This is a genomic window from Mucilaginibacter sp. P2_D11 (genome assembly GCF_056404435.1).
The window spans coordinates 64,283-88,174 of the sequence record NZ_JBFUEA010000006.1; the positions used below are offsets into that span (position 1 = coordinate 64,283).

Genomic DNA, 23,892 nt, shown 5'->3' on the forward strand with positions numbered 1-23,892 from the left:
TAGGTGAGGCTCACCACCTCGCAATCACGCTTTTGTTAAATTAAACTCCGAAATCGCAATTCCGAATTCCGAAATTAAAACAGCCTGTTATGCAAGCTCCTCAGTGCTTCCACCTTATCTTCTGTTTTTACCAGCAGGCTCATGTTATGGTCGCTACCGCCGTAGGATATCATCCTCACCGGGATATGTTTTACAGCTTCCAGCACACGTGCTGCATAGCCATGCTTCTCGGCACCAAAATCGCCTACCACGCAAATAATGGTGTGGTTCACGTCGATATCTACCGAACCATAGGCCGCCAGTTCTTTCGTTATCTCACCCAGGTAAGTAGTGTCATCAATCGTTACTGATACCGCTACCTCCGAGGTGGTAATCATATCGATACTGGTGCGGTAACGCTCAAACACCTCAAAAACGCGGCGCAAAAAGCCGTGCGCCAGCAGCATACGGCTGCTTTGTATCTTAACGGCGGTAATATCATCCTTAGCGGCAATGGATTTTATTTTGTCCTTCTCACTGTCGTTAGTAATCAAGGTACCCGTGGCCTGTGGGTCCATAGTATTCAGCAAACGCACCGGTATCTTATACTTCTGCGCCGGGAACACGCTCTGCGGGTGCAATATCTTCGCGCCGAAGTAAGCCAGCTCAGCAGCTTCGTCGAAAGATAGTTGCGCAATGGGTTTGGTACCCTTTACGATGCGCGGGTCGTTATTGTGCATACCGTCTATATCGGTCCATATCTGCACTTCCTCGCTGCGGATGCCCGCGCCGATGAGTGATGCCGTATAATCGCTACCGCCACGACGCAGGTTATCCACCTCGCCAAACACATTGCGGCAAATATAGCCTTGAGTAATAAACAGATTATTAGCTATGTTTTGCTCCAACAAAGGCGTAAGCTGAGACGTGATGTGGTCAACAATCGGCTCGCTGTCCTCATCGGTTTTCATAAACTCCAAAGCAGGCAGCAGTACGCTGGGCACGCCGATTTCCTTCAGGTAAATATGATAAAGCGTCGTCGACAATAACTCGCCCTGCGCTAATATAATCTTATCCTCTATGGGGGTGAACAGGTCGTTTGCCAGGCCGCTTAATAAACGGAAGTGATAATCAATCACCTCTTTACCCTGTTCGTAAAATTCCGGCTTGGCTAACAGTTCCTTTATAAATACTTCGTACTTATCCTTTAATATGGTAATAAGGTGAGCGGCCTTCTGCTTATCGCCTGCAAGATACGCCTGTCCAATTTCTACCAAACTATTTGTAGTGCCCGATACGGCCGACAGCACTACAATTTGCTGCTCGGCGGGGTTGATGATATCCAGCAGCTTCTTCATACGGTCGGGGCTACCTACCGATGTACCGCCAAATTTTAAAACTTTCATTCTATGTTTTCCCTTAAAAAAATCGCCGGCATGCATGCACCGGCGTTTGCGGCGCTAAAAATAGGATTTTAAAGCAATATTCTACTGGTTTGGTAGAAATTATCTGAATCGGGATGGTTGTCTGAACTCGAATTTTAAGGAATTAATCGAATGGGCAGAATTTGAGCTACGATAGGCATGCTGTAAATTCTTAAAATTCCTTAAATTCGAGTTCAGACGAATTCATGGACGGTGCTTTCAGCCCGGGCTATACGCTCATACTGCACAGGCCTTAGCCACACGGCGGGTATCCGCTCCTATCCCTACCGCAAATATCTGAACCGTGATTTACCTGATTTTAGGATTTCTTGATCTGTCATTCAAAAATTTGAATGCTTAACCATAGCGATGAGTTTTAAACCCATCGCCATGATCGAGCAATTCCATCACTTCACCACCGTCGCTTCCAGTTCTATCTTCAAGGTTTCGAAAAGGCTCTTTACTTCCAGCAGGGTTACCGCCGATTTTACATCGTGCTTAGCTATCCATTCCTGGAAGATGGGAAAGTTTGGCCAAAGTTCTTCACTTGAAGTATTGTAGATATTGAGGCGTACGATGTTCCGGCACTCATAACCGGCTGTAGTGATCACCTGCTCCAAATTTTGCAGTGCTTGGATCAATTGCGATCTCATATCTTCATCGCTCGATATACCATCCGCACTTATTGCCGTTTGCCCGGAAACATACAGCGTGCCTTCAGCATTTTTTACTTCCACAGCTTGCACATAGCTGCGTTCGTTCTGCCATTTCCAGGGATTGATAATTTGCTTTTCCATTGTTTTACATCTAATTGTTATGATACAAAATTCCGGATAAGGACTGGTTTTGGCTGTTGACATACCTCACTATTATCAGGTGAGGTATATCACACTCAGAGGTGCAATCTGCTTAAAGTTTCGCGGGAGACGCCTAAATAAGCGGCAAGCTGGCTCTTTGGTACGCGCTGAACAAGGGATGGGTACTGTTTCAGAAGCTTTTCATAACGCTCTTTTGCATTAGCCGTTAGCCAGGATATAATGCGACGCTGCGCGCCCAGGAAACCGAAATTTGCCTTTTCCAAAAAAAAACGCTGCATCTGCTGCAGCTCATCGCAAAGCTTTTTATAATCGTAAAGGGCAAGGCAAAGCACCTCGGTATCTTCCAGGCACTCTAACGACATAGTGGCCTCGGTTTGCGTATAATAGGCGTAAAAATCGCTTTCCCACCAGTCCTCCATCGCAAAGGATACGATGTGCTGTTTTAAGGCATCATCGGTATAAACTAATTTTAAAAGCCCCTTTAGTATAAAATAATGGTACTTAACCGGTTCACCTTCCTGAATAATAAACTGGTGTTTCTTATATTTTTTAAAGGTAAAGTGGCTCAGTACAAATGCAAACTCATCGTCGGTTAACGTCACTATTTTTTCTATATGCTCTCTTAACGGATGCTGCATTTGGTGCCACTGAATTAATGAAGATAAAGTTAGGAGATTACCGGTACGTTTCAAACCGCCTCAAAAGCCAGATTTATCTATATAATAACCATCAACGCATCGGCATCCACTAAATACGCTCTACTTCCCTGCTCCCATTCCAACCGCGAATGTCTGAACTCGAATTTTAAGAAATTAATCGAATGGACAGAATTTGAGCTACAATAGGCATTCTGTAAATTCCTAAATTTCCATAAAACGGCGTAGCCTTCTTGAGTACCGTTAAAAATCAAGCAAGCGCGAAAAATTCGAGTTCAGAAAAATTTTGGGCGGTGCTTTCAGCCCGGGCTATACGCTGCAAATCCTCGCCCCTCCCTGCACGCGACCCACCACACGGCTGTGGGTTTTCCGCTGCTATCCCTACCGCAAATGTCTGAATCAGAATTTTCAGGATTTGCGGAATTTTCAGAATAATAGCTTTAACATTCTGTTCATTCTAAAATTCTGATTCAGATATTTTTTTCTCACCTTAGGGTGATAATCCTCCAAAATCCTGCACATACTATTAAACGCAGATATGATGCCAGTAAAACACACACACGCCGAAACCGAAGCCCTCATAATGAGGCTTTATAAAAGCACTTTTCCGGCAGTGGCGCGGTACGTTGCCAAACTGGGCGGCAGCTTTGATGATGCCCGCGATGTTTTCCAGGACGCGCTGGTTATTTATTACGAGAAGGCAGCAGCCGATAAGCTCGAACTGCAAAAAACCGAAAGCGCTTACCTGGGGGGCATTGCAAAACACCTGTGGTTTAAAAAATTCAGGGATGGGCGATACGATGTTTCTATCGATGCATTCGAGGGATTCGATCTGCCCGATGAAGCAGAACCGCAACCCGTTGCTGAAAAACTCCTCCAATACCTGGAAACCGCAGGACAAAGGTGCATGCAGCTATTGAGCGCCTTTTATTACGATAAGCTGCCCATGAAACAAATATCCGGACTTTTTGGCTATTCGGGAGAACGCTCGGTAACCGTGCAAAAATACAAATGCCTGGAAAAAGTACGCGAAACCATTAAACAAAACGCTTTGGCTTATGAGGACTTTATTGACTGAGATACAGCAAATAGACCAGCACGTACAATGCACCGCCGCGCCCGATGAAGCCCTGCTTTTTGAGGCAAAGCTTTTACTTGATGCCGAACTGCCCCTAAAAGTGCAATGGCACAAACAAACCCTTGGCCTGGTGCAGCAATATGGGCGCAAAAACCTTGTAAGCATCATCGGCGATGTGCATAACCAACTGTTCACCCTGCCGCAGCATCAAAGCTTTAAGCAAAAAATACTGGGATTATTCCGATAACCTCACCTATTCCTCTCCAAGGGAGAGGACTTTAAAATCTTTTCAGAACCCTCTCCTTTGGAGAGGGCAGGGCGAGGCTGCGCACTTCTAAAACACAACTAAATTTTACAGAAATGAATACAAATGAGTTCCGCAAATACGCGGTGAGGCATCGCCATGTCAATAGTTTGCATGTAGATAGGTTTATCAGCCGGGTAAACACCGCCAACCTGCCCACCGGCATGACGCCAAATATTCTGGAAGAGCGGCAGCTCAACATCTCGCAGATGGATGTTTTTAGTCGCCTAATGATGGACCGTATCATCTTCCTGGGTACCGCTGTTGACGACCATGTGGCCAATATCATCCAGGCGCAATTGCTGTTCCTGCAATCGGCAGATGCAAAAAGGGATATACAAATTTACATCAACTCTCCCGGCGGTTCGGTGTATGCCGGGCTGGGCATTTACGATACCATGCAATTCATCTCGCCCGATGTGGCCACCATCTGCACCGGCATGGCAGCATCTATGGCGCAGGTGCTGCTTTGCGCTGGTGCCAAGGGCAAACGCGCAGCCCTGCCCCACTCAAGGGTGATGATGCACCAGCCATCCGGCGGGGCGCAGGGTACTGCAGCAGATATCGAGATAGCGGCCATACAAGTCACTAAAATGAAGAAAGAATTGTACGAGATAACCGCCCTGCACACCGGCCAACCCTACGAACGCGTTTATAAAGTTTCCGACCGCGATCACTGGATGATAGCTGCCGAGGCACTGGAGTTTGGGATGATTGATGAGATATTAGGGCCGAACCGCTGATTTTTCGTGGTCGTTTTGTTTTTTAGGGTGCTCAAGAGGGCTACGCCGTTTTAATGATTTTTAGATTTCGCTGATTGTCTGAACTCGAATTTTAAGGAATTAAAGAATTGACAGAATTATGCTTAGCTCTTCCATTCTGTAAATTCTATAAATTCGTTTAATTCGAGTTCAGACAATGTCGCTGCGCATCTCATAGCAGCAAAGTTAATTGGCATCATAAAAATTCTATAATCCTGAAAACGGCGAAGCCCTCTCGAACACATTATAAAGTCTATTATAACGTGAGAAATTCTGATTCAGACATTTTATTGTATTTTTAAACCGCCAAAGTAAACTACAATGAAATACTTTTTCCTGCTGCTACTGCTGCCTTTTATGGCGCAGGCGCAAAAAAAACCGACGAACCAAAGCCTCTTCGATACTATCCCGTTTATCCCCGAGCATACCCCGCAGCGCCTCGCTATTTTCAGCAAGCAGCCTATCGTTAAAGGCGTTACCATCTTTTTAGGCAATAGCATTACCGAGGCGGGCAATTGGGCCAAGCTGCTGAACGATACTACCGTACTTAACCGGGGCATTGGCGGCGACATTACCTTCGGTTTACTAAAAAGGCTGGATGATATTACCGCACGCCAACCCAAAAAGCTTTTCATCCTTATAGGCATCAACGATATCGGTAAGGATATCCCTGATTCGGTTATTGCTTATAATTACTTCCAGATAATACAACAGGTGCACACCAAAAGCCCGAATACAAAGATTTACGTGCAAAGCATCCTGCCGCTGAATACGCTGCATGCCAAATTCCCGCAGCATTACGATAAGGCGGAGCACATTCCGCGCGTAAATGCCATGCTAAAGGCAAATGCCGCTGCGTTGAATTATACCTATATAACGCTCACCCAATTATTCGCCGATAAGAACGGCCGCCTGAAAGACGAATACACCTACGAGGGCCTCCACCTGAAACCAGAAGCTTACGTAATTTGGGTAGACTACCTTAAAAAAATGAAATACCTATAATATTTGATAATGGACAGGACTAAAGTTGCCATATTAGGTGCCGGTTTTATCTCGGACATCCACCTCGAATCGTACCATCGTTTCATTCCGGAAGCCGAAGTTGTCGCCGTTTACGCCCGCAACCCAGAGAAAGCCAAAGCCTTTGCAGATAAATTCCATATCGCGCAATGGTTCAGCGATGTCGACGACCTGCTTGCCAATACTGATTGCGAGGTAGTGGATATTTGCGTACCCAACTACCTGCATGCTGAATGCTGCATCAAGGCAGCTAATGCCGGCAAACATATTATCGTCGAAAAACCGCTGGCCGTTACGCTGGAAGAGGCCGACGAAATGATTGCCACCTGCGAAGCCAACAACGTAAAGCTGATGTATGCCGAAGAACTCTGCTTCGCGCCAAAATATGAGCGGGCAAGGCATTTGGTAAAGGAAGGTGCTGTTGGCGAGGTGTACATGCTCAAACAATCTGAAAAACACAGCGGCCCGCATACCGACTGGTTTTACGATATTAACCTGGCAGGCGGCGGCGTACTGATGGATATGGGCTGCCATGCCTTAGGCTGGTTTCGCTGGATGACCAACCACACCAAAGTAAAAAGCGTTTATGCCACCATGGACACCGTTTTCCATAAGGGCCGCACCAAGGGGGAGGATAATGCCGTAGTGATTGTAGAATTTGAGAACGGCGTAACCTGTATTGCCGAAAGCAGCTGGGCCAAGCACGGCGGCATGGACGATAAATGCGAAATATACGGCACCGGTGGCGTAATTTACGCCGACCTGTTTATGGGGAATGCCGCCATTACTTACAGCAGGGAAGGCTACGGCTACGCGATGGAAAAAGCCGATACCACTGCAGGCTGGAGCTTCACGGTATTTGAAGAGGTATTTAACCAGGGCTACCCGCACGAACTGAAACACTTTATTGAATGCGTACGCGAAGATAAAACCCCATTAGTAACCGGCGACGATGGCCGCGCCGTTATGGAGTTGATATATGCAGCCTATGCATCGGCAGGGCAGGGTAAAAAGGTAAACTTGCCTTTTAGCGCGAAGGTTGCTAAGCCGGTGGATCTGTGGCTGGATTATAAAGAAATTTAACGATAAAAAGCAGGGCCCTCATGCGATTCCCCTCTTGAGAGGGGTGGAGGGGTGTGTTAGGCGTGATGCCTTACTAAAACGAAATGCCGCGTCGCGAACACACCCCTGCCGCCGCACCTTTCCGACGCGCCCCCTCTCAAGAGGGGAATTTTAAAACACGCTAATAATGACGACAAAATGAAAATATCCATATACCCCACCCCCGACGATATGTCTAAAGCCGCCGCCGATTTGGTTGCCGCCCACCTTGCCGAAAAACCAACCTCCCTCATCGTTTTTCCTTCGGGAGAATCGCCATCGGGCATGCTGAAGTATTTGGTGGAATACGCCAAAGAAGGCAAAGCAGATTTTAGCCAATGCACCGTCATCGGGCTGGATGAATGGGTGGGAATGGACGAGCGCGACTATGGCAGTTGTAAGCATTACCTGCACACCAATTTTTTCGACCACCTGGACCTCGACCCGGAGCGCGTAGTGATGTTTGATGCCAAAGCCGAAGATTTAGAGGCCGAATGCGAGCGCATCAACCAGTTCATCAGCAGCCACGGCGGTTTGGATGTTATGATCGTAGGTATAGGTATGAATGGGCATTTGGGTTTGAATGAGCCTGGCACGCCATTCGATCTGTATGCGCACCTGTCTGAATTAGCACCTGTCACCGTGGAGGTTGGCCAGAAGTACTTCAAGCAGGAAACCGTGTTGACACAAGGCATCACGCTCGGTTTGCAGCATTTAAGAGAAGCAAAAACAGCTGTACTGATTGCCTCCGGCGCGAAAAAGGCAGGCATCATTGCCGAAAGCCTGCAAGGCGTGGTGGGTACCGATGTGCCGGCATCTATATTGCAAACCATACCGCATGCCCGCATCATGCTGGATAGCGGCGCAGCATCCCAATTGGAACACGCATCCTGATCGAATGAGAGATAAGCTTACTGCCATAAAGGAAAGCCTGGAAAATGCCGCTTCAACACTCGGCAACAAAAAAATTGCCGCAGGTTTCGATGGTTTTGTCGATTCCATCGTAAAGGTGGTCGTCAACAAAACCCAAAACGGCGAAACGGAGCACTTCCAAACCATCATGCAGTTCGGCGATTATATCTCGGCCAAAAGCGGCAGCGGCTTTAGCCTGGAGAGCGAAGAGCAACAACTGAAGCTTGGCGGCAACATGCCCATTATTGCCAACGCCATGGCACAAATGGGGGCGGGTGTAGATTGCGTGGGAGCCTTCGGGTTGCCCTCGGTGCACGCAGCGTTTGCGGACATGCATCCTGACTGCACGCTACACAGCTTCACCAACCCCGGCTTCACCACCGCTATGGAATTTACCGATGGTAAAATCATGCTGGCACAAATGACCGACCTTAACCACGCGGATTGGCAGGCAATCAAATCTGCCATCGGCTTGCCAAAGCTTAAAGCTATATTTGGGGATGCTGATTTAGTTTGCCTGGTTAACTGGAGCGAGCCGGACCACTCCAATAACATGTGGCAGGGCCTGCTTGATGAGGTATTTCAAGGAGCAAAAAGCAGCCAACGGCATTTCTTTTTCGACCTTTCCGATTGCTCCAAACGCAGCGCTGAAGCCATCAACACAGCCCTGGGGCTGATAAAGCAGTTCGGCAATCACGGTCGTGTAACGCTCAGCCTTAACCGCAACGAGGCGGGTATTTTGTATAAGATACTCAACAATGCGGATATCCCGCGTGATTTACAGGCTATCGGCGATGCCCTGTTCCCCCAATTGGGCCTGGGTACGCTTATCATCCATACTTCAAAAATTTCGTTGGCCTGGGATGCATCGGGTACCTATTCAGATACACCGTTTTTTATTTCAAACCCAACAGTTTCCACCGGCGCGGGCGATAACTTCAACGCGGGTTTCAGCCTCGGTCAACTGCTGGGGCTGGATGCCGGGGCCTCGCTTATCCTCGCCAATTCCTCATCAAATTGTTACATAAAATCGGGCGAAAGTCCTACCATACCTCAGTTAAATAATCATATTTCACAATTAATTTCCTCATCTTTATAATACCAATTATAAGGATATCTACATGTCGTTAACTATGAAGGATGATGTTGCGTCGCTAACGTACGATGCAATAGTGATCGGCTCGGGCATCAGCGGCGGCTGGGCAGCCAAGGAACTTTGCGAACAGGGCTTAAAAACCTTAGTACTTGAGCGTGGCCGCAATGTGGAGCACATAAAAGATTACCCCACCGCCACCACCCCACCCTGGGAGTTCCGCTACCGCGGGCGCATCAACCGGCAGCAGCAGCAAGAAAACCCCTTGATAACTAAAGCCGCAGGCTACGGCGACGATTGCGACCACTTCTTCGTAAAAGATGCCGACCACCCCTACATACAGGAAAAACCTTTCGACTGGATACGCGGGTACCAGGTCGGCGGCAAATCGCTAACCTGGGGCCGTGCCACCCAACGCTGGAGCGATTTCGAGTTCACCGCACCCGAGCGTTTTGGCTACGGCATTGGTTGGCCCATAGGCTATAAAGATGTTGCGCCATGGTACAGCCATGTAGAGAAATTCATTGGCATCTGCGGCAATAAAGATGGCCTGGAGGCCATGCCCGATGGCGAGTTCATGAAACCTTTCGACATGAACGCGCCCCTCACCCACATCAAACAAAAACTTAACGAAAACTATACCGACCGCCATCTGGTGCATGCCCGATGGGCGCACCTAACCGACCCGCAACAGGTGCACCTTGACCAGGGGCGCGGCAAATGCCAGGCACGTAATATGTGCATGCGCGGTTGCCCCTTCGGCGGGTACTTCAGTTCGGTAAGTTCAACCCTACCCTGGGCCAAAAAGACAGGAAATTTAACTATTCGTCCGCACTCGGTTGTACACTCCATTATTTACGATGACAAGTTGGGTAAGGCCTCCGGCGTAAGGGTGATAGATGCAAACACCAAAGAAGTTATTGAGTACAAGGCTCGCATCATCTTCCTGAACGCCTCGGCGCTCAATAGTAACCTTGTGTTGCTCAACTCCAAATCAAACCGCTTCCCAAATGGTTTGGGGAATGATAGCGGCTTATTGGGCAAATACATCGCCTTTCATAATTACCGTGCTTCGGTTAATGCCGATATAGATGGTTTCCTGGATAAATATTATTTCGGGCGTAACCCAACAGACCTGATTCTCGTAAACTTCCGCAACCTGCATAAGCAGGAAACCGACTTCTATGGCGGCTACACTACTTTTATGAATGCCTACCGCGACCAGCATACGCCCGAAACCGGCCAGGGCCAGGTTGGCGCACAGTACAAAGACGATATGTGCGAACCGGGCCCGTGGCATGTGTATGCCTACCTGCAGGGCGAAACCGTACCTAAGGAAAGCAACCATGTTAGGCTCAGCGGGGATAAAAAAGACCAGTGGGGCATCCCGTTGCTGGTAACTTCCGTAAGTTATGATGATAACGACGAACGGATGATTACGGATTTCCTTACCCAAACCAGCCAGATGCTGGAAAAAGCCGGGTGTAAAAATATCAGCACCTACAACAATAAGCAGGCTCCCGGGTTAGATATACACGAGATGGGCGGCGTACGTATGGGTAAGGACCCAAAAACCTCGCTGCTAAATGAATGGAACCAATTACACCACTGTAAAAATGTATTCGTTACCGATGGCGCTTGTATGGCCAGCACCGGCAACCAAAGCCCGTCTATTTTGTATATGGCGCTAACCGCACGTGCGGCAACCTACGCAGTAGGCGAAATGAAAAAAGGGAATTTGTAACGTTTTGTGAGATTGATAAACTAAGTACTATGAGAGGCTTTTTACTGTTAATATTTGCGGCGGCGCTCATGAGCAGCTGCAATTCGTCGAAAAAAAATACTACCGCAGCAACCACAGATAGCACCACCTCTACCGACACCACCTGGAAACCGCTTTTCGATGGTAAAAGCACCAAAGGCTGGCATACCTACGGTAAAACCGAAGCAGGCAAAGCCTGGAAGGCCGGAAACGGCATACTGCATTTAGATGCCTCGCAAAAGGGCAACTGGCAAAGCAAAAATGGAGGCGACCTGGTTACCGATAACGAATACGAGAACTTCGAGTTCTGTGTGGAATGGAAAATCTCGCGTGCAGGCAATAGCGGCATTATCTTTTTGGTGAACGAGGACCCCAGGAAGTATCCTTACAGCTGGCATACCGGCATAGAAACACAGATATGCGATAATAAAGAAAATGAAGATGGTTTCCTGATAAAACACCGCGCCGGCGACCTCTATGATTTGATGTCGATAAGCAAAGATAACGTAAAGCCCGCAGGCGAATGGAACAAAACCATGATATTGGTAAGCGGCGGCGTGCTGAATATTTTCATCAACGAAGAGCAGGTGCTTACCACCAAGCTATGGACCGATAACTGGAAAAAACTCGTCGCAGACAGCAAATTCAAGGACTATCCCGATTTTGGCACTTTCAAAAAAGGCCGCATAGCCTTGCAGGATCATGGGGCTGATGTTTGGTTCAGGAACATCAGGATAAGGAAATTGTAAGGAAATACAGTGAGTGAAGTACCGGGAGACTGCACCAGACAGATGGGGATGCGAAGCACCGTATTTCCCTTGCTAAGCCCCGCGCTAATTTCGATATTAGCCATCCCATGAAATTATATATCCAACTGCTTGCCTGTTTTCTGTTCGTCTCCCTTAATTCTTTTGCCGCCCAACCCGTAAACCTGCGTTGCGAGTACCTGGTAAACCCGCTCGGCGTCGATTCGCCGCATCCGCGCTTAAGCTGGATGATAGCAGACAACCGTCAGGGAGCCTCACAAACGGCCTACCAAATCATCGTAGGGATGGATTCAGCGGAGGTTAGCAAGGGAACCGGCAAAGCCTGGGCAACGGCTAAAATTATTTCTGCGGATATATTAACAACTTACCAGGGCAAGGGCCTGCAGCCCTTTACTAAATATTACTGGCGTGTTGTTACCTGGGATAAAAACGTCGTAAAAGCAACGCCATCGGCCATCAGCAGCTTCGAAACCGGCATGATGGGCATGGGCAACTGGAAAGGCAGCTGGATAAGCGACGAGAACGGCTTTAACGTAAAACCAGCCCCCTACTTCCGCACCACATTCAGCACGGGCAAAAAGGTAAAATCGGCAAGAGCATATATCGCCGCGGCGGGTTTATACGAGCTATACATCAATGGCCAAAAAATTGGCAACCACAGGTTAGACCCTATGTACACCCGGTTCGACAGGCGCACACTATATGTTACTTACGATGTTACGGCCCAGATAGCCGCAGGCAAAAACGCCATCGGCGTGTTGCTGGGTAATGGCTGGTACAACCACCAAAGCACCGCCGTTTGGGATTTCCATTTGGCCGCGTGGCGGGCACGGCCCACCTTCTGCCTCGACCTGCGGATTACCTACGACGATGGCACTTTCGAAACCATCACCAGCAACGAACACTGGAAAACTGATCTGAGCCCCATAACCCTCAACAGCATCTATACCGCCGAGCATTACGATGCCCGGCTCGATCAACCCGGCTGGAACACCACAGCTTTCGACGATACCAAATGGAAGCAGGCCTTTGCACGCCCCACCCCATCGCAAAATATCGTATCGCAGCAGGTGGTACCCATTCGCGCAGTGGAAGAAATCTCCACGAAAACCCTCAGCAAAATGGATAATGGCAATTACGTTTTCGATTTGGGGAGGAACATCTCCGGCGTAAGCAAGATAACCGTAAACGGCAAAGCAGGTACCGTTATCAGCCTGAAACATGGCGAAAGGCTATACAAGGACGGCCATGTAGATCTTTCCAATATCGACCTGCACTATCGCCCCACCGATGATAAGGACCCCTTCCAGGTTGATATCTTTACGCTGAGCGGCAAAGGCACCGAAACATTTATGCCCAAATTCAATTACAAGGGCTTCCAATACGTGGAGGTGAGCAGCACCGAACCCATAGAATTAACCAAAGAAAGCCTTACCGGTTATTTTATGCATAGCGACGTTGCGCCTGTGGGAAACGTAAACACCTCTAACCCCACCATCAACAAAATATGGTATGCCACCAATAACTCGTACCTCAGCAACCTTTTTGGCTACCCTACCGATTGCCCGCAGCGAGAAAAGAACGGCTGGACAGGCGACGCCATCATCGCATCAGAAACCGGCCTATACAACTTCGACGGCATCACCGTTTACGAAAAGTGGATGGCCGACCACCGCGACGAGCAGCAGCCCAATGGCGTTTTGCCTTCCATCATTCCAACGGCCGGCTGGGGCTATGAATGGGGCAACGGGCCTGATTGGACCAGCACCGTGGCCATGATACCCTGGAACGTCTACATGTTTTACGGCAACCAGAAAATACTGGCCGATAATTACGATAATATCCGCCGTTACGTAGAACACATCAACCAGCTTTACCCATCTGGCCTTTGCGGTTGGGGACTTGGTGATTGGGTGCCGGTTAAATCCGTGTCACCGGTAGAGCTTACCTCTACATGTTATTATTACGCCGATGTGGCCATCCTTACCAAAATTGCCAAACTACTGGGCAAGAGCGACGATTACACCAAATACACCGCCCTGCAAGTTAAGATAAAGAAAACGTTTAACGATAAATACCTGAACGAGCAAACCGGCAGCTACAACACCGGGCTGCAAACAGAGCTGAGCGTGCCGCTCTTCATGGGCATCGTGCCGGATACCTATAAAGCCCGTGTAGCCGCCAATTTGGCTAAACGCGTAGCAACTGATAACTTCCACCTGGATGTTGGGATATTGGGCGGAAAGGCCATCATGAATGCGCTTAGCGATAACGGCTACGCCGATGTGGCTTACAAAGTTGCTGCGCAGGAAACCTACCCATCCTGGGGTTGGTGGATGGTGAACGGTGCTACCACGCTTTACGAGAACTGGGCCATAGATGCCAAGCACGATATATCGCTCAACCATATCATGTTCGGCGGTATCGGTGCCTGGCTGTACCGGGGTATCGGCGGCATCGAGCCCGATGAAAAGCAGCCGGGCTTTAAGCACGTAGTGTTGAAACCGAACTTCGTAGCAGGGCTAAACCAGTTCGAGGCCTCGCACACCGGGCCTTATGGCAAGATTATTTCTTCGTGGAAACGCAATGGCGATGCGGTGGAATACAAAGTCACCATTCCCGCAAATACCACGGCAAGCATCAGCTTCCCGCAGGGTAAAAAAGCATATTTAGACGGAAAATTGGTAAACAGCGTTAAAGATTATGCCATAACAGCCGGCACCTTTCAATTTGAAGTGAAATGAAGATAGACGAAAGACCCGCGATATTAACGATTGACGACATAAAACTGCTCGTAGATACCTTTTACAATAGGATTCAAGCGAATGCCCTGTTGGGCCCGGTTTTTAACGAAGTGATACAGGATAACTGGCCCGTGCATCTCGAAAAGATGTACCGCTTTTGGCAAACCGTATTATTAGGCGAGCATACTTATTTCGGCAGCCCCTTCCCGCCACATGCGAAATTACCGGTAGCGCATCAGCATTTCGAAACCTGGATGGCCTTATTCATCAAAACAGTAGATGAGTTATTTGCAGGCGAAAAAGCCGATGAGGCCAAATGGCGCGCCGCCAAAATGGCCGAAATGTTTGAACTAAAGATTGCATATTTCAAGAACAGGTCGTTCGGGATTCAATAGCTTACACTAGCCAATTGAGCCAGTCCGCAATACTGTAGTCGTAAGCAAGCTCCCGGCCCACCACCTTACTATCCACAATTTTCCACTCTTTCAAATCCGGCAGGAAAACCGGCAATTCTAATCCTGCTTTAGCGCCAGCAATTGTATAAAATTCGCCTTTTGCAGGATGATGTGGCGCAACGGCGTTAATGGTTTTGCCGAAGACATCCTGCGCGATAATGGCTTTGGTAATGCCGATGCAATCGTCCAGATGGATGAGGTTGATGGGGCCCAATCCGTTAGGGATATCCTTTTTCCCGGCGAAGAACCTGCCCGGGTCGCGGCCGGGGCCAATGAGGCCGCCGAAGCGGATGATGGTGGTTTGAAACCCTGTTTGCCGCCGGAATAACTCCTCGGCATCAAACAGCACCTGTCCGGCCGGGGTGTTTGGTTGAGGTGGTGTTTGCTCGTCAACCTGCTCGTTCAAATCGGCATATACGCCGGTGGAACTGATGAGTATCGTTTTCTTTAGGGGCGATTTGTCAACGGCCTCAATCACGCGTTGCAATTTCGGCACATACTCGCTCCCTGCACCGGAGCGTGCTTTGGGGGGTATGGCGATGACGAGGATATCAGCTTCAAAAAAAGCAGCACTCAAGGGCGACTCATTGGATAAATCGATAAGAAATGGCTTTATCCCTTCGGCTTCCAATATGGGGAGCTTATTCGGGGAAGTGGTAGAAGCCTTTACCGTTATGCCATCGACCAATAGTGCTTTTGCCAACGCCAATCCATACCATCCACAACCTAAAATACTTATCGTCATGGTGGCGAAGATAGGTATCAGTTGGCAGTTGACGGTTTGCAGCAGGCAGTTTTTTGCTGCCGAGAACCATTTACCGAAAAGGTGCAGGTGAGGACACCGGCCCCGTGAGAGATGATGTGAATTTTACTCCTCCCAAATTGTCGGTGTCCTTACTGGCAATCTAACATCCGCTAACTGCCCACTGAAAACTGCTAACTGTTAACTATCTTCGCGTATGGATACGCCGCAATCTTTACCTGTTTTAACCGATACCGAGTTACGTGTTTTGGGTTCGCTGATGGAAAAAAGCAAAACCACGCCCGATTACTACCCCATGACGCTAAATGGCCTTACCGTTGCCTGCAACCAAAAATCGTCGCGCAAGCCGGTAGTGGATTATAGCGATAGTGAGGTAACGCTTGCTTTGGATACCCTGAAACGCAAGGGGTTGATATCTACTGCAACCGGCGGCAGCAGCAGGGCCATTAAGTATAAACATAACTTTGGCATCGTGTTTCCGGTAGTACCATCAGAAGTTACCGTGATTTGCCTGCTCATTTTGCGCGGCCCGCTTACGCCTGGCGAGATAAACTCCAATTCGGGCAGGATGTATGAATTTGACGATTTGGACGAGGTGCAAACCATACTAGAGAAACTTGCCGATGGCGACATGCCTTACGTAGAGCAAATGCCTAAACGACCCGGCCAAAAAGAGGTGCGCTACCGCCACCTGCTAGGCGGCACCATCCCCGAAGATGATGCTATCGACGAACCTGTGCGCCGCTCTTCATCTGAATTAGAGGCGAGGTTAAGTAAGATTGAAATCGAACTGGCGGAATTAAAGGAGGCTTTTGATAAATTGATGAAGGAGCTGATGTAATAATCAACCCAACTCGTCATTCTGAAATTTTTTCAGAACCCCATCATAAAAGTAGCCGATATGCCAGCGGCTTTGCATCGCCACGAACTAATCAGATGGGGTACCGAAATAAATTCGGCATGACGTATTTAATATTTACCCCAGTTCCGGCGTCCCCACCGGAACGTCTCTGAGCGATTATTCCGGAAAATCATTGTCCCTTTTATATTTATAAGGGCGGATGTTATATTTAAGAATCTGCGCTTTAGTCGCAGGAAAAAGAATCCCAGTCGGTTCTATTGGCTTGCCATCCAAACGTTCCGTGTAAGAACAGGCGTCGCAACAAAAAAACACTTCTTCCCTTTTGTCATCCGTTAACAATCTCAGGTTATCTTCTTTTAACAACTTGCAGTGTCTGTCTGTCTTAAAAGCTATAATCTCCCATAGAATATCTCTTACGATAAGCACCGCTGTCTCCAATCTGGCAGGTGTTGGTTTCAAAAAGTCATAATTGATAAGCTCATTGAAATCATACCACAAGGGTTCCAGTTGATATTCATCTATGTTAAAACGTTCAAAATATAAAAAGCTTGAATCATAGAAAGCCTTAATTCGGGAATCGTTAGACTCACGCAATAGCCTCGTCCATTCCATCAGCTTGAGATACAAACTTTTAGGAGTTACCGTATCCTTGCCAAATTCAACCGCAATTTGGATAAAGACAAATTCTTTTAGATATCTCCTTTCGCTCATTTTAGAGGCAACTCGCCGCGCTGACAAAACTTAATTATTTGATGACATCATTAAAACTCATCAAACATCGCCGTAGGTAACCCATCCATACTGGTGCGGTTCTTTTCGGCCTGGTATTTTTCTATGCCTTCGGGTCCTTTATTTTCGGCCCATTTGATGGCCTGGTCGCGCTCGCCCAGGTATTCGTAGTATGGGGTGCCGAAGCCGCAGGAGGTTTGCACCTTATCTATATCGGCCACGATTACCTGCCTGGCAGCCAGCGGCAGATGGAACAGCGCGGATAGTTCGTCCCACTCATCGTGCCCGGGCAAAACCGTATAGCCTTTACCATACAGGCGCAGGATATTGGGTGGGCCATCAAACGCGCAGAACATGACGGTAATACGGCCGTTCTCCAGCATATGTGCCGATGTTTCGTTGCCACTGCCGTTAATATCCATGTAGGCTACCCGATTGGCTGATAGTACCCGGAAGCTATCCATCCCCTTAGGTGACAGGTTTACATGCCCGGCGGCATCAAGCGGTGCCGATGCTGTGAAGAATATCTTCTGTGCGGTGATAAACTCACGATGCTTATCACCAATCTCATCAAAAAATTTAGCCACCTATCGGGCCCTCCTCATGCCCTATTTTATTTTCTATGCGCCTATCAGGTATAAACCAAATGCATGCCACTACCACATACAGCGCAAAACCAAGCCATGCATTAAAAAATGAAAGCGCCACTGCAGTTACATATATTCCCAGCGAAACCTTTCCTTTATAGTCGCCACCTAATGCCCGGGCCAACAGGGAATGCTCGCCATGGTGTCGTATGAGCACCCTTGCTAAAATGGTGTAGGCAACCGCGCACATTATCAATACCACACCGTAGCATACTACCGGCCAGGTGGCAAAGTGATTCTCGCCCATCCAGGAAGTAACGAATGGTACCAGCGAAAGCCAGAATAGCAAAAACAGATTGGCCCACAAAGCAGCCCCGTTTACAGATTTTACCGCATGGAACATGTGGTGGTGGTTGTTCCAATAAATGCCCACGTATATAAAACTAAGCGCATAGCTTATAAATACAGGCAACAGAGGTAAAAGCCCCTCGATATCGGCGTGGTGCGGCACTTTCAATTCCAGCACCATAATGGTGATGATAATGGCTATAACACCATCGCTAAACGCTTCTATACGGCCTTTGCCCATACTAATTTTCTACTTGCTTTATTAATAGGCTGCGACATCCGCAGCCTATTTTTTTATTTTAAACGCCGCTAAATACCGAGAACCCGCCATCTACACAAATCATTGAGCCGGTTACGAAAGCCGAGGCATCGCTCAGCAGCCATACCAGCGCGCCTATCAATTCATCCGGATGGCCAAATCGCTTGAAAGGGGTGTTACGGATAACCGACTCGCCCCTCGGCGTGTAGCCGCCCTCGGGCTTGGTAAGCAAGTTACGGTTTTGTTCTGTAAGGAAAAAACCGGGGGCCAGGGCATTCATGCGGATGGCATCGCCATAACGGTTGGCCAGCTCTACGGCAAACCACTGGGTATAGCAATCTACGGCAGCCTTGCCCATATTGTAGCCCAGCACCTTAGTCACCGCGCTTTTGGAATTCATGGAGGAAATATTCACGATACTCCCCCTACCCGTCTTCGCTATCTCCCGACCGAATATTTGTGTGGGGATAAGCGTACCCCATAGGTTAAGGTCGGCCACTTTTTTCATGCCATCCAGTTTCATGGCAAACAAGTCCTCTTCAGGCTGCAGCACGCCATCGGGCATGTTGCCGCCGGCGCCATTAACCAAGCCATCTATCCGGCCGAATTTGGCCAATATCTTGTCCTTTGCGGCAATCAGTTGTGCCTCGTCCATGGCATCGGCTATCAGCGCAATGGCCTGCCCGCCGGCTGCATTGATAGCGGCTGCGCGTTCTTCGGCAACTTGTTCGTTCCGGCCCAAAATGCCAACAGCACCGCCTGCTTCTACTATCCCTTTGATGAATGCATTACCTAAAATGCCCGTGCCGCCGGTTACTATAATCACCTTGCCGGCTAATGAAAATTTGTTTTCCAAGTCTGTATTTGTTTGTGTTATCTGATATCTGTTATCGCTATTGCATCCATGTCGGTATAATCGAGGTTTTCGCCGGCCATGCCCCAAATAAAGCTATAGCTGGATGTGCCGCTGCCGGAGTGGATGCTCCAGGGCGGCGAAACCACCGCATCGTAATTACCCAGCAGGATGTGCCGGGTTTCTTGCCCCTCTCCCATGTAATGGAATATCTTTTGCCCCTCGGGCAGGTCGAAATAAAAGTAAGCCTCCATACGGCGGTCGTGCACGTGGGGCGGCATGGTGTTCCAAACGTTGCCATTAGCCAGTATGGTAAGGCCCATTACCAGCTGGCAGCTTTTGATGCCTTCGGCGTGGATGTATTTGTTGATTACGCGAACATTAGCCATGGCCGTACTACCTGCATTAACCTTAACTACCTCATCGTTGCTTACCAACGTGGTAGGATACATGGCGTGAGCAGGTGCAGATAACAGGTAAAATACGGCAGGCGATGCTGCATCCGCGCTGGTGAACGTAACCGATTCAACTCCTTTGCCGATATACAGGCAGTCGAGTTTCTTCAGGCTGTATGCCTGGCCATCTGCAATTACCTCACCATCGCCGGCAACGTTGATGATACCTATCTCGCGGCGTTGCAAAAAATAATCAGCACGCAGATTGGGGTAGTTGGGCAAGTCCAGCTGACTGTCCGCAGGGCATGCCGCGCCTACGATCATCCTGTCGTAATGGGTGTAAACACAGTTGAGGGCACCGGGCTGCACCAGTTCATCTATCAGGAACCGCTCGCGAATTTGTTGGGTTTGGTAGTTCTTAAAGTCTTCGGGGTGTACACTGTGTAATACTTTCAAGGCAGAATTGTTTATATTTATGCTGTATAAAAAACTATTTTTATCCCGCCGCCAGCCGGGCGCCAATTATCAAACTAAACTATGAAACATTTATCAGCCTACAAAAGCTTGTGCGCGCTTATTGCCTTATTAATCCTCGCAAACGTTTGCATAGCGCAGAGTGGCCGTACCGTGTGGACCGAAAAAACGGCCAAAGCGTGGCTTAAACAACGCGTTTGGGCCAATGGCTTAAAGTTAAACCCGGAGCAGCCACTGAACGTAATAGAGTTTGCCAAACAATACGAAGCCAACAAAGCCGGCTGGGATAAAGTGATCGCCTTTTTGCGCGACCGTAACCTGGAACTGATGGCACCAGGTAAATACACCATAGATGGCGACAACATATTCGCTATTATCACCGAGCCTGAGCCAAAAAAACTCGATACCGCGGGTTTTGAAACGCATAAGAATTTTATCGACCTGCATTACGTCATATCAGGCAAGGAGGATATATACACGCAGGGCAAAAAAGACTCAGTGGTAATTACCAAGCCATACGATGAAACAAAGGATGTGCAGAATTATTACATCAAAGGCAAAGCACATACTGCAACGCCCGACTACTTTTTCCTGTTTTTCCCGGGCGAACTACACGAAGCGGGTATAAGAAACGGCGGCAAGGTGAAGAAGTTGGTAATTAAGATAAGGGCGGTGAATTAGGAGCATCCGCTCTCTCAGGTTCCCTTGTCAGAAGAACGTGAGGAGACATTTAAGAAATATCTTAGAATATGGAAACCTTTAAAACCATTCTACGCATCGTATTCGCAACCGCTTCGGTATTGTGTGTTTTATTTGCGATACACAATGTAAGTCATTTAGAAGGTGAAGCAAGATTCTTTGGTATGCTTTTATTTTACGCTAATTTATTTATGCTCCCATTATTTGTAGCGTTTATCTTCGTGATATTATACAGCTGCATTTTTAAGAAAAAGCACATCTCCTTTTTTAAAACTGAATTGATCTATTTGTTAATTCAAATCGGTACTATAGTTTTGTTACAGCTATCGTACATAAATTGCCCCAACTGTCCGGGCTAATTCGATATTCCAATTATTTCCCTGCAAACGCTGTATATCGCTCCATTGCCTCAACAAAATAGTAATCGGCATAGGTTAGCGGCACGTCAATCTCTGTACCGGCCGGGAAATGGCCCACGCTGTGTTGTAATATATACCCACCGTTGGTTTTGAGCTGTGCCTTATAGGTTTTAGACGATAAAGTCATCAGGATACTCTCCGCTGCTTTGAAGTATTTGCTTGCAGAAGGCTTGTCGCTGTAACGGCAAAGTTCTAATAAAGCAGACGCTGTTATGGCCGCAGCTGAGGCATCGCGCAAGGCGTTGGGGATGTTTGGCGCATTGTAATCCCAATAGGGTATCTTATCCGCCGGAAGGTTTGGGTTATTGAGTATGAAGCCTGCAATATGGTCGGCCTGTTCCAGGTATTTCTTGTCCTTTGTTTCGCGGTACATTACCGTAAAGCCGTAAAGGCCCCAGGCCTGGCCCCTGGCCCATGCAGACTCATTCGCGAAGCCCTGCGCAGTTTTCTTTTCCTGTACGGCACCTGTTTCGGCGCTGTAATTAATCACATGGTATGAGCTGTAATCTGCCCTGTAATGGTTTTTGATAGTGGTGTTGGCGTGGGTGACGGCAATTTTGTAATAGCTGGAGTCGCCCGTCTCGCGGGTAGCCCAGAACAGTAGTTCGAGGTTCATCATATTATCTATGATGACCAGGAAATCGGATGGCTTAGAATCCCACGATTTGATGCAACCCACCTTTGGGTTGAAACGGGTAGAGAGCGATTTGGCGCTGTTGATCAGTATCTGCTTGTATTCGGGCTTTGGCTCCAATTGGTTGGCCGTACCGAAGCTGCAATACATCATAAAACCCAAATCGTGCGTGTGGGTATTGTATTGCTCTTTGGCCAAAACGGCCATGATGCGGTCGGCCCCGGCTTTCAGGGCTTTATCATGGGTTTGGGCGTAAAGCTTCATTAAGGTGCCGGGATAAAAGCCGCTGCACCACCAACCCGAATTGCTGGTTTCCGTCGTCCCCGTTTCGGGGTGGAAAGTCTTGGGGAATTGCTCGGGCTGCAATAGCGTGGCCATGTACTTATACTGTGCATCTGCAAGCTTAAAATTGCTTTGTATATTGTCTAATAAAGCTTTCTGAGGTTTAAAAGGGCTTTTTTGCTGCGCGGATGCGATGTGGAACAACATCGCGAAGCAGAGTACCAACCAGGTTTTGCTAACTTTCATGAGGTAAATCTATAAACTATCAACCGAAATATCGAACACGTCTTTAAGCGCTTTTTTGGCCGACCAGAAACCACACATACCATGCACCCCACCCCCGGGAGGGGTTGATGCCGAGCATAAATAGATACCCTTTGCCGAGGTTTTATATGGAGAATAACGCAGGGCGGGCCTTGTAAATAACTGCCCGATATCTATTACCCCCCCGTTGATATCCCCGCCCACATAGTTGGCGTTGTAGGCCTCCATCTGCGTGGTATCCATCGTATGCTTGGCCAATATCCGCTCGCGGAAGCCCGGGGCAAAGCGTTCTACTTGCTTTTCTATAGCTTCCGTCATGTTTTTGGTAGAGCCGTTTGGCACATGGCAGTATGCCCATGCGGTATGCTTGCCCTCCGGCGCGCGCGAAGCATCGAACGAGCTTTGCTGAGCCAGCAATACGAATGGTTTTTCCGGGTGTTGTCCGGCCCAGGTCTGCTGCTCGGCTGCTTTTATTTCTTCGAAGGTATTGCCGATGTGCACGGTGCCTGCCTGCCTGCAACCTTCTGCGGTAAAAGGAATAGCGCCATCCAAGGCCCAATCAACCTTGTAAACACCCATGCCGTAACGGTATCGTTCCAACTGCCATTTGTAGATGGCCGAGAATTGATGCCCGGCTATCTGTAACAGTTGTTTTGGCGAAATATCGAATAACACCGCATGCGCGGATGGCAGCTGTGACAAGGATTTTACATAAGTGCCGGTCTCTATCTTGCCTCCTATCGAGGTAAAATAAGCCGCCAATGCGTTGGCAATGCTTTGCGAACCGCCCTTCGGGATGGGCCAGCCGCCCAGATGCCCCGCTGCCATCAGCACCAGTGCTATGGCAGATGTTGTAACATGGCTAAGCGGCTGCATAGAATGCGCCGCCATGCCCGCCAATAATGCCCTCGCTTGTCCGGTTTTAAAACCATTTACCAAAAAGGTTGCAGGCGGCATAGCTTTTAGCCCAAAACCGGCCATTACCAGCGGGTGTTTGGGAATATGCAACGGACCTAAAACATCGCTATCTATTTGCGGCCAGGCTTCTGTTACAGATGCCATTAATTTAGTATATGCGGCTTCGTCGCCGCCCAGTAAACGGGCAGTTTCGGTTACGCTGCCTTTTAACAAGCCTGCCGTGCCATCATCTAAAGGATGCGCGGCATCAACATCAGGTTTGAGATAGTTCAAGCCAAAATCGGCCAGCGGTAAAGTCTTGAAATACGGCGAGGCGGCAGCCAGCGGATGGATAGCCGAACAGATATCGTGCTTGAAGCCGGGTAAGGTCAATTCCGCAGTGCGCAGGCCTCCGCCTATCGTATCCTTGGCTTCCAGCACCAATACCGAAAGGCCCTTTTGCTGCATCAAAATAGCCGCAGCAAGCCCATTGGGACCCGAGCCTACTACAACGGCGTCATAATCTCGCTTTTCCAGCTTCATTCAGTAA

24 protein-coding genes are annotated in these 23,892 nt (G+C 48.5%); 13 read left to right on the plus strand and 11 right to left on the minus strand.

All coding sequences use genetic code 11. The features are described 5' to 3' along the window. Positions 1-74: 74 nt before the first annotated feature. The 3 genes from AC1DXC_RS10575 to AC1DXC_RS10585 form a co-directional block, all read right to left on the minus strand. Entirely contained in the window at positions 75-1,385 is a 1,311-nt protein-coding gene (locus AC1DXC_RS10575; RefSeq protein WP_477459119.1) for an aspartate kinase, read from the minus strand. A gap of 425 nt (positions 1,386-1,810) precedes the next feature. Beyond that, a complete protein-coding gene (locus AC1DXC_RS10580) occupies positions 1,811-2,200 on the minus strand; it encodes a RidA family protein (protein ID WP_477459120.1) in 390 nt (129 codons plus the stop codon). Positions 2,201-2,295: 95 nt separating this feature from the next. Next, on the minus strand, positions 2,296-2,859 hold the full coding sequence (locus AC1DXC_RS10585; RefSeq protein WP_477459121.1) for a Crp/Fnr family transcriptional regulator: 564 nt from the start codon (positions 2,857-2,859) through the stop codon (positions 2,296-2,298). Between the two features lie 556 nt (positions 2,860-3,415). On the opposite strand from AC1DXC_RS10585, the gene AC1DXC_RS10590 reads away from it, so the two are divergent. The 11 genes from AC1DXC_RS10590 to AC1DXC_RS10640 all read left to right on the plus strand — a co-directional run bounded on the left by AC1DXC_RS10590 (position 3,416) and on the right by AC1DXC_RS10640 (position 14,817). Then, entirely contained in the window at positions 3,416-3,955 is a 540-nt protein-coding gene (locus AC1DXC_RS10590) for an RNA polymerase sigma factor (protein ID WP_477459122.1), read from the plus strand. Continuing rightward, positions 3,936-4,202 carry a hypothetical protein gene (locus tag AC1DXC_RS10595; RefSeq protein ID WP_477459123.1) on the plus strand — a complete coding sequence of 89 codons (267 nt, stop codon included), beginning with the start codon at positions 3,936-3,938 and terminating at the stop codon, positions 4,200-4,202. Before AC1DXC_RS10590 ends, AC1DXC_RS10595 begins: the two co-directional genes overlap by 20 nt. Before the next feature lie 113 nt (positions 4,203-4,315). Beyond that, a complete protein-coding gene (locus AC1DXC_RS10600; RefSeq protein WP_477459124.1) occupies positions 4,316-5,002 on the plus strand; it encodes an ATP-dependent Clp protease proteolytic subunit in 687 nt (228 codons plus the stop codon). Between the two features lie 339 nt (positions 5,003-5,341). Continuing rightward, on the plus strand, positions 5,342-6,025 hold the full coding sequence (locus AC1DXC_RS10605; RefSeq protein ID WP_477459125.1) for a GDSL-type esterase/lipase family protein: 684 nt from the start codon (positions 5,342-5,344) through the stop codon (positions 6,023-6,025). Positions 6,026-6,034: 9 nt separating this feature from the next. Next, a complete protein-coding gene (locus AC1DXC_RS10610; RefSeq protein WP_477459126.1) occupies positions 6,035-7,126 on the plus strand; it encodes a Gfo/Idh/MocA family protein in 1,092 nt (363 codons plus the stop codon). A 177-nt stretch (positions 7,127-7,303) separates the two neighbouring features. Beyond that, on the plus strand, positions 7,304-8,038 hold the full coding sequence (locus tag AC1DXC_RS10615; protein WP_477459127.1) for a glucosamine-6-phosphate deaminase: 735 nt from the start codon (positions 7,304-7,306) through the stop codon (positions 8,036-8,038). A gap of 4 nt (positions 8,039-8,042) precedes the next feature. Then, positions 8,043-9,155 (plus strand): PfkB family carbohydrate kinase, encoded by a 1,113-nt coding sequence (locus AC1DXC_RS10620; RefSeq protein ID WP_477459128.1) that lies wholly within the window; start codon positions 8,043-8,045, stop codon positions 9,153-9,155. Between the two features lie 22 nt (positions 9,156-9,177). Next, positions 9,178-10,893, plus strand: a complete 1,716-nt coding sequence (locus AC1DXC_RS10625; protein WP_477459129.1) for a GMC oxidoreductase — start codon at positions 9,178-9,180, stop codon at positions 10,891-10,893. 29 nt (positions 10,894-10,922) lie between these two features. Then, complete coding sequence (locus AC1DXC_RS10630) at positions 10,923-11,660, plus strand: 3-keto-disaccharide hydrolase (protein WP_477459130.1); 738 nt, start codon at positions 10,923-10,925, stop codon at positions 11,658-11,660. Between the two features lie 107 nt (positions 11,661-11,767). Then, entirely contained in the window at positions 11,768-14,422 is a 2,655-nt protein-coding gene (locus tag AC1DXC_RS10635; protein WP_477459131.1) for an alpha-L-rhamnosidase, read from the plus strand. Continuing rightward, positions 14,419-14,817 carry a group III truncated hemoglobin gene (locus AC1DXC_RS10640; protein WP_477459132.1) on the plus strand — a complete coding sequence of 133 codons (399 nt, stop codon included), beginning with the start codon at positions 14,419-14,421 and terminating at the stop codon, positions 14,815-14,817. The genes AC1DXC_RS10635 and AC1DXC_RS10640 overlap by 4 nt, the downstream gene beginning before the upstream one ends. A gap of 1 nt (position 14,818) precedes the next feature. On the opposite strand, the gene AC1DXC_RS10645 is transcribed toward AC1DXC_RS10640, so the two are convergent. Continuing rightward, a complete protein-coding gene (locus AC1DXC_RS10645; protein ID WP_477459133.1) occupies positions 14,819-15,622 on the minus strand; it encodes an SDR family oxidoreductase in 804 nt (267 codons plus the stop codon). A 214-nt stretch (positions 15,623-15,836) separates the two neighbouring features. On the opposite strand from AC1DXC_RS10645, the gene AC1DXC_RS10650 reads away from it, so the two are divergent. Beyond that, positions 15,837-16,481, plus strand: a complete 645-nt coding sequence (locus AC1DXC_RS10650) for a YceH family protein (protein WP_477459134.1) — start codon at positions 15,837-15,839, stop codon at positions 16,479-16,481. Positions 16,482-16,658: 177 nt separating this feature from the next. Here AC1DXC_RS10650 and AC1DXC_RS10655 read toward each other — a convergent pair whose 3' ends face one another. The 5 genes from AC1DXC_RS10655 to kduI are packed head-to-tail and all read right to left on the minus strand — an operon-like array spanning position 16,659 to position 20,129. Beyond that, complete coding sequence (locus AC1DXC_RS10655) at positions 16,659-17,213, minus strand: hypothetical protein (RefSeq protein ID WP_477459135.1); 555 nt, start codon at positions 17,211-17,213, stop codon at positions 16,659-16,661. Positions 17,214-17,263: 50 nt separating this feature from the next. Further along, positions 17,264-17,818: a pyridoxamine 5'-phosphate oxidase family protein gene (locus AC1DXC_RS10660; RefSeq protein ID WP_477459136.1), complete on the minus strand. Its 555-nt coding sequence runs from the start codon at positions 17,816-17,818 to the stop codon at positions 17,264-17,266. Next, on the minus strand, positions 17,811-18,407 hold the full coding sequence (locus AC1DXC_RS10665) for a TMEM175 family protein (RefSeq protein ID WP_477459137.1): 597 nt from the start codon (positions 18,405-18,407) through the stop codon (positions 17,811-17,813). Before AC1DXC_RS10665 ends, AC1DXC_RS10660 begins: the two co-directional genes overlap by 8 nt. 58 nt (positions 18,408-18,465) lie before the next feature. Beyond that, positions 18,466-19,281 (minus strand): SDR family oxidoreductase, encoded by an 816-nt coding sequence (locus AC1DXC_RS10670; protein WP_477459138.1) that lies wholly within the window; start codon positions 19,279-19,281, stop codon positions 18,466-18,468. A gap of 17 nt (positions 19,282-19,298) precedes the next feature. Then, positions 19,299-20,129 (minus strand): 5-dehydro-4-deoxy-D-glucuronate isomerase, encoded by an 831-nt coding sequence (kduI, locus tag AC1DXC_RS10675; RefSeq protein WP_477459139.1) that lies wholly within the window; start codon positions 20,127-20,129, stop codon positions 19,299-19,301. Between the two features lie 81 nt (positions 20,130-20,210). On the opposite strand from kduI, the gene AC1DXC_RS10680 reads away from it, so the two are divergent. Then, on the plus strand, positions 20,211-20,828 hold the full coding sequence (locus tag AC1DXC_RS10680; RefSeq protein WP_477459140.1) for a NanQ anomerase/TabA/YiaL family protein: 618 nt from the start codon (positions 20,211-20,213) through the stop codon (positions 20,826-20,828). A gap of 390 nt (positions 20,829-21,218) precedes the next feature. Here AC1DXC_RS10680 and AC1DXC_RS10685 read toward each other — a convergent pair whose 3' ends face one another. Then, complete coding sequence (locus tag AC1DXC_RS10685; protein ID WP_477459141.1) at positions 21,219-22,427, minus strand: glycoside hydrolase family 88 protein; 1,209 nt, start codon at positions 22,425-22,427, stop codon at positions 21,219-21,221. A 9-nt stretch (positions 22,428-22,436) separates the two neighbouring features. Continuing rightward, positions 22,437-23,885 (minus strand): phytoene desaturase family protein, encoded by a 1,449-nt coding sequence (locus tag AC1DXC_RS10690; protein WP_477459142.1) that lies wholly within the window; start codon positions 23,883-23,885, stop codon positions 22,437-22,439. Positions 23,886-23,892: the final 7 nt, after the last annotated feature.